This window comes from uncultured Subdoligranulum sp., assembly GCF_937890665.1.
The window spans coordinates 1-4,928 of the sequence record NZ_CALADU010000320.1; the positions used below are offsets into that span (position 1 = coordinate 1).

A 4,928-nucleotide genomic window follows, 5' to 3' on the forward strand; every position below is an offset into this window, starting at 1 on the left:
AATCTCCCTTTTAAGTGTATCCAGTCCAACTTTTTGTCCGCACCTCCGAATGTACATAGTCAAAATGTATATATTAGTGGTGACAATATAGATGGGCTAAAACATCTCCTAAAGTCCTATGCGAAAAAAGTGAAATGCATCTATATTGATCCTCCATATAACACGGGATCTGACGGTTTTGTATATAAAGACAGTTACAATTTTACAGCAGAGGAATTATCGGATAAGCTCAGTATTAGTGAAGAACAGGCAGCACGGATTCTTGATTTGACTAAACGTGGGAGCGCTTCTCATTCTGCATGGTTGATGTTCATATATCCAAGGTTGTTACTGGCAAGGGACCTGTTGTGTGACGATGGTGCAATCTTTATCTCAATTGATGATAATGAGCAGGCAAATTTGAAATTAATTTGCGATGATATTTTTGGCGAAGAAAATTGTATGGGTTGCATTTGCCGTTCCACGGGCCAAACAACTGGACAAGATAGTGGAGGATTAGGTTCCTCCTTTGACTATGCGTTTGTTTATGGGCGCAAACCAGATCTTGACATTGAGGGTTTACCTTTAACGGATCATGATTTGAAACGCTTTAATAATGAAGATAGTTTTGGAAAATATGCATACGATCAGCTTCGTAAGACTGGCAGCAATGATCGCCGCGAAGATCGGCCCAATATGTATTATGCAATAAAAGACCCTGACGGAAATGATGTATATCCCACTGCTACTGCGGGATATGATAGTTGTTGGCGTGTTGAAGAGAAAACTTATAAAAAGCTTGTTGAAGACGGATATATCCTTTGGAAAAAAACCACTCGAAATGGAGAAGAAGTTTGGTGGCCGTATGTAAAATACTACCTTGAGGGGAGAAGTAAAAGGCCGTCTCCGCTCTGGACAGAATTGGACGGAAACAAAAAGGCCACCAGAGAAGTGCGTGAATTATTTGACGGCGTAAAAGTATTTGATTATGTAAAGCCGGTTGATTTTGTGAAACGAATAATTCAAATTGCCCCTAATATGAACGAAAATGATATTGTTTTGGACTTTTTTTCTGGCTCAGCAACCACTGCCCATGCAGTAATGACAATGGATAAGAAGTACCGTTATATCATGGTTCAGTTACCCTCTATTTTAGATGAAAATATAATAAGTCAAAAAGTAGCAAAAGAGTTTTTACAAAGTATTGGGCGTCCCGGTACACTTGACCAGATTGGTATGGAACGTATTCTCCGGGCTGGCAAGAAAATTAAAGAAAAAAAACCAGATACTGTGGCAGACCTTGGATTCCGCCATTTTACACTGATGGAGCCTTCTGATAGTACCTTAGACATGTTACAGGAATTTTCTCCAGACGACAATGGAATGTACATTACCAATACTATTTTAGAAGACTTTGGAGTTCCCACTGTTCTGACAACTTGGCTCGTGCGAGATGGGTATGGATTTACCGCGCCAGTTGAAGCCATTGATTTTGCTGGTTACACCGGATATTACATGGGTAAGCACTTGTATCTTATTAACCAAAATCTAAGCAATGAAGCAATTGCGGCCATCACGGAAAAATATGAGACTGACGGAACTTTCAATCCGGAAAATGTTGTTTTGTTTGGCTATAACTTCAAATGGACCGAGATGGAATCGCTGAAAGTGAATTTGGCGCGCTTAAGGGATACAGAAAAGAATTTGCGAATCAACTATGATATTCGCTATTAAGGAGGAATTACGGTATGGAATTGATCCTCCAACAAGGTCTACCTCATCAACAAAAAGCAATCGATGCGGTATGTGATGCATTGGAAGGTGTGACGATCACACCTCCGGTGCAGTTTTATGAGAATCCACAAATTGATTTGGAAGACCGTAGGCTGGCTGCTAATTTACACGACCTGCAAAAGGCAGTTCCTGCGGAATATCGGAGTTCTGCACCAATTGGCACATGCCTAAATTTGGACATCAAGATGGAAACGGGCACAGGCAAAACATATGTCTATACCAAAACCATCTATGAGCTACATAAGCGCTACGGAATTAATAAATTTATAATTGCTGTTCCGTCTTTAGCTATCAAATCTGGTACAGCACAGTTTATGCAAGATGAATATGCCCGACGACATTTCACCGATGGTTGCGGATATGGTACAGCGATTGAACTTGGAATACTGGAAGCGCCGAAGAACAAGAAAAGGGGACGAAGCTATTTCCCAAGTGTTGTCAGTGATTTTATTAAGGGAAGTTGTCAGAACACCAAGAAGATTTATGTTCTTCTGGTGAATATGCAGCTTTTGACCAGCAATGCAAAGCGAAACGGTAGAGATGCCGGATTGTTGTGGCGTGATGACTATGACTATGGGGTAGAGGGATTTTATCGCCCTTTTGATGCACTCCGTGCGACAAAACCTGTCGTCATGATTGATGAGCCGCATCGTTTCTCTCGTGATCAAAAGGCGTTTCAGGTTATTATGAAGGAAATTCAGCCACAGTGTATTATTCGCTACGGCGCTACATTTCCAGAAATCGTCACTGGACGTGGCAAAAATAAAATCACAGTAAAAGACTATCAAAATCTTCTGTATGATCTCAACGCCTGCGAAGCTTTCAATCAAGGATTGATCAAAGGTGTGGCAAAGGAGCATTTTAATCCATTATCTAAACAGGAAGAAAAGGTGAAAATTCTCTCTATTGCAAGCAAGGATTCGGTCACCTTCCAACGAAAGAAAAGAGGGCAAGGGACAAAAAACTTCGTGCTGAAAACAGGGGATTCCCTTGCTATTGTTAGTGATGCCTTTGAGGGTATAACAATTACTGCGATTACAGCCAATACGGTCGAGTTTTCTAATGGTGTGAGCAAGACCTCTGGTGAAGAGATGGATGTTGATGTATATATGTCCTCCTATCAAGAGCAGATGATGCGTCTGGCTCTGGAAAGGCATTTCGAAACTGAACGGGAAAATTTTTGTAATCGAACATTTAAAATTAAAACACTGGCGTTGTTTTTTATTGATGACATTTCCTCCTATCGTCCGAACGATGAGGGAAAAAACGCTTATCTGCTTACTGCCTTTGAGCGGCTTCTGAGAGAAAAAATTGAACATACTATTTCCATACTTACGGAACATGAGGTGGAATATAGAGCTTATCTGGAAGCCTCGCTTGCGAATATTTCTGCTTGCCATGCAGGCTATTTCGCACAGGACAATAGTGACTCTGACGAGGAAATTGCTAAAGAGGTAGATGTAATTCTCAATGGGAAAAAACAATTGCTATCTTTCCGTAATGCCGATGGCACATACAACACCTTACGATTCCTATTCTCCAAATGGACTCTTAAAGAGGGATGGGACAACCCTAATGTGTTTACAATTGTCAAATTGCGTTCCAGCGGTAGTGAAAATAGCAAGTTACAGGAAGTTGGTAGAGGATTGCGACTGCCTGTAGATGAAAATGGCAACCGTATTTCCAACGAAGAATTTCAGCTGAACTACATTGTGGATTTTACAGAGGCGGATTTTGCACAAAAATTGGTTGATCAGATAAATGGTGAAATTCCCCAGGTGTCTGTTATTACTGAAGATCGTCTCACTCAGGTTGCGCAGAAACTTGGAATGGGTCCGGATGATTTGTTTGATGAGCTGTACGATAAGCATTATATTGACAGGCATAATCATATCCGCCCAGAAACCAGAGCTCAATTCTTTGAAGCGTATCCTGCGTTCGCGGTTGGCTTAAAAACGGGAAAGGTTAAGGATAGGAATAAAGACAAGCCAAAACCTGTTAAAATTCGTAAAGCCGTATACAATGAATTGCGAGAGTTCTGGGAGAAAATCAACCAGCGTTATCTGCTGTTTTATGATGCGGATTTGAATGAGGATATGGAGGCTGTCGTACTTTCTATATTCGAAAAGCCAGGGGTGTTCACTGATGTAGTCATGCGTAGCAGTCGTGACATTGTTGAAAGTGATGGAGAACAGATGCGTACTGTGATTGGAACCGGTGTTGAATATACAATTATACGTTCCATCCCATATGGCGCATTCTTAACCCGAATTATGCGTGCAACCAATATTCCTATTGCCACTTTGCATAGGGCGCTGATTGCCTATAGCAAAAAGCATGGGGCCGTCGAAAACAAATACATTAACGAAAGTACTGTAAGCGTATTCTGTGCAGAATTCCAAGACTGGAAGACTAAGCATCTGCAGGGGCATTTCCGGTATACTAAAAGCAATATGGCGTGTGGTGCAACCTCTTTAACCTATGAGGATGGTACGCCGAGAGAAGAAATTGCACAAGGCCGGATCGGTACAAAAATTGATCCCGGAACACCTAGTGGAAAGTATTTGTATGATTCCTATGCATATGATTCACCGCTGGAAAAGAGTAATATGACAACAGATATTGAAGAGGTGGTCGTATATGGAAAAATTCCACGCAACAGTATTGCAATACCTACAATTACTGGTGGCACATATAGTCCGGACTTTATGTATGTCGTGAAAAAGGCTTCTGGAGAAAAAGAACTAAATATTGTGGTTGAAACAAAAGATGTCGAAGGGAAAGATGACCTTCGAGGAACCGAGCTGGCAAAAATTGAATGTGCACGAGTATTCTTTGAGACCCTTTCTAAGGAGGGCTATACGGTTCATTTTTGCGACCAGCTAAAAAACAAACAAATGGTTCAGATCATACAGGAAATTCTTCATTAAATGGCCCGGCTGCAATATAAAGTTGAAATCCTTTGCTAGTAAAAAATAAAATAATGGGAGCGGACAAAGTACACTGCTTTGTCCGCTCCTTTGCTTAAAAGAGTTCAAAGTTGTTCTGGATTTGATATCGCATTATTGCTAATTGATAATTAAATTATTCAGTTGATTCTTGGTAAGCGTCAAATAGAAATTTAGAAAAGCACAAGGGTGGAGTTTTGCCTCCAC

At 40.8% G+C, this 4,928-nt stretch carries 2 protein-coding genes; both read left to right on the top strand.

Annotation, left to right across the window (positions count from 1 at the left end; genetic code table 11):
• On the top strand, positions 1–1,713 hold a 1,713-nt coding region (locus Q0526_RS18340; protein ID WP_298736889.1), incomplete at its 5' end, for a site-specific DNA-methyltransferase.
• 14 nt (positions 1,714–1,727) lie between these two features.
• Entirely contained in the window at positions 1,728–4,703 is a 2,976-nt protein-coding gene (locus Q0526_RS18345; protein WP_298736892.1) for a type III restriction-modification system endonuclease, read from the top strand.
• The last annotated feature ends 225 nt before the right edge of the window (positions 4,704–4,928 follow it).

Coding starts and splice junctions, on each gene's coding strand:
- Q0526_RS18345 (WP_298736892.1), top strand. CDS start 1,728: ATGGAATTGATCCTCCAACAAGGTCTACCTCATCAACAAAAAGCAATC.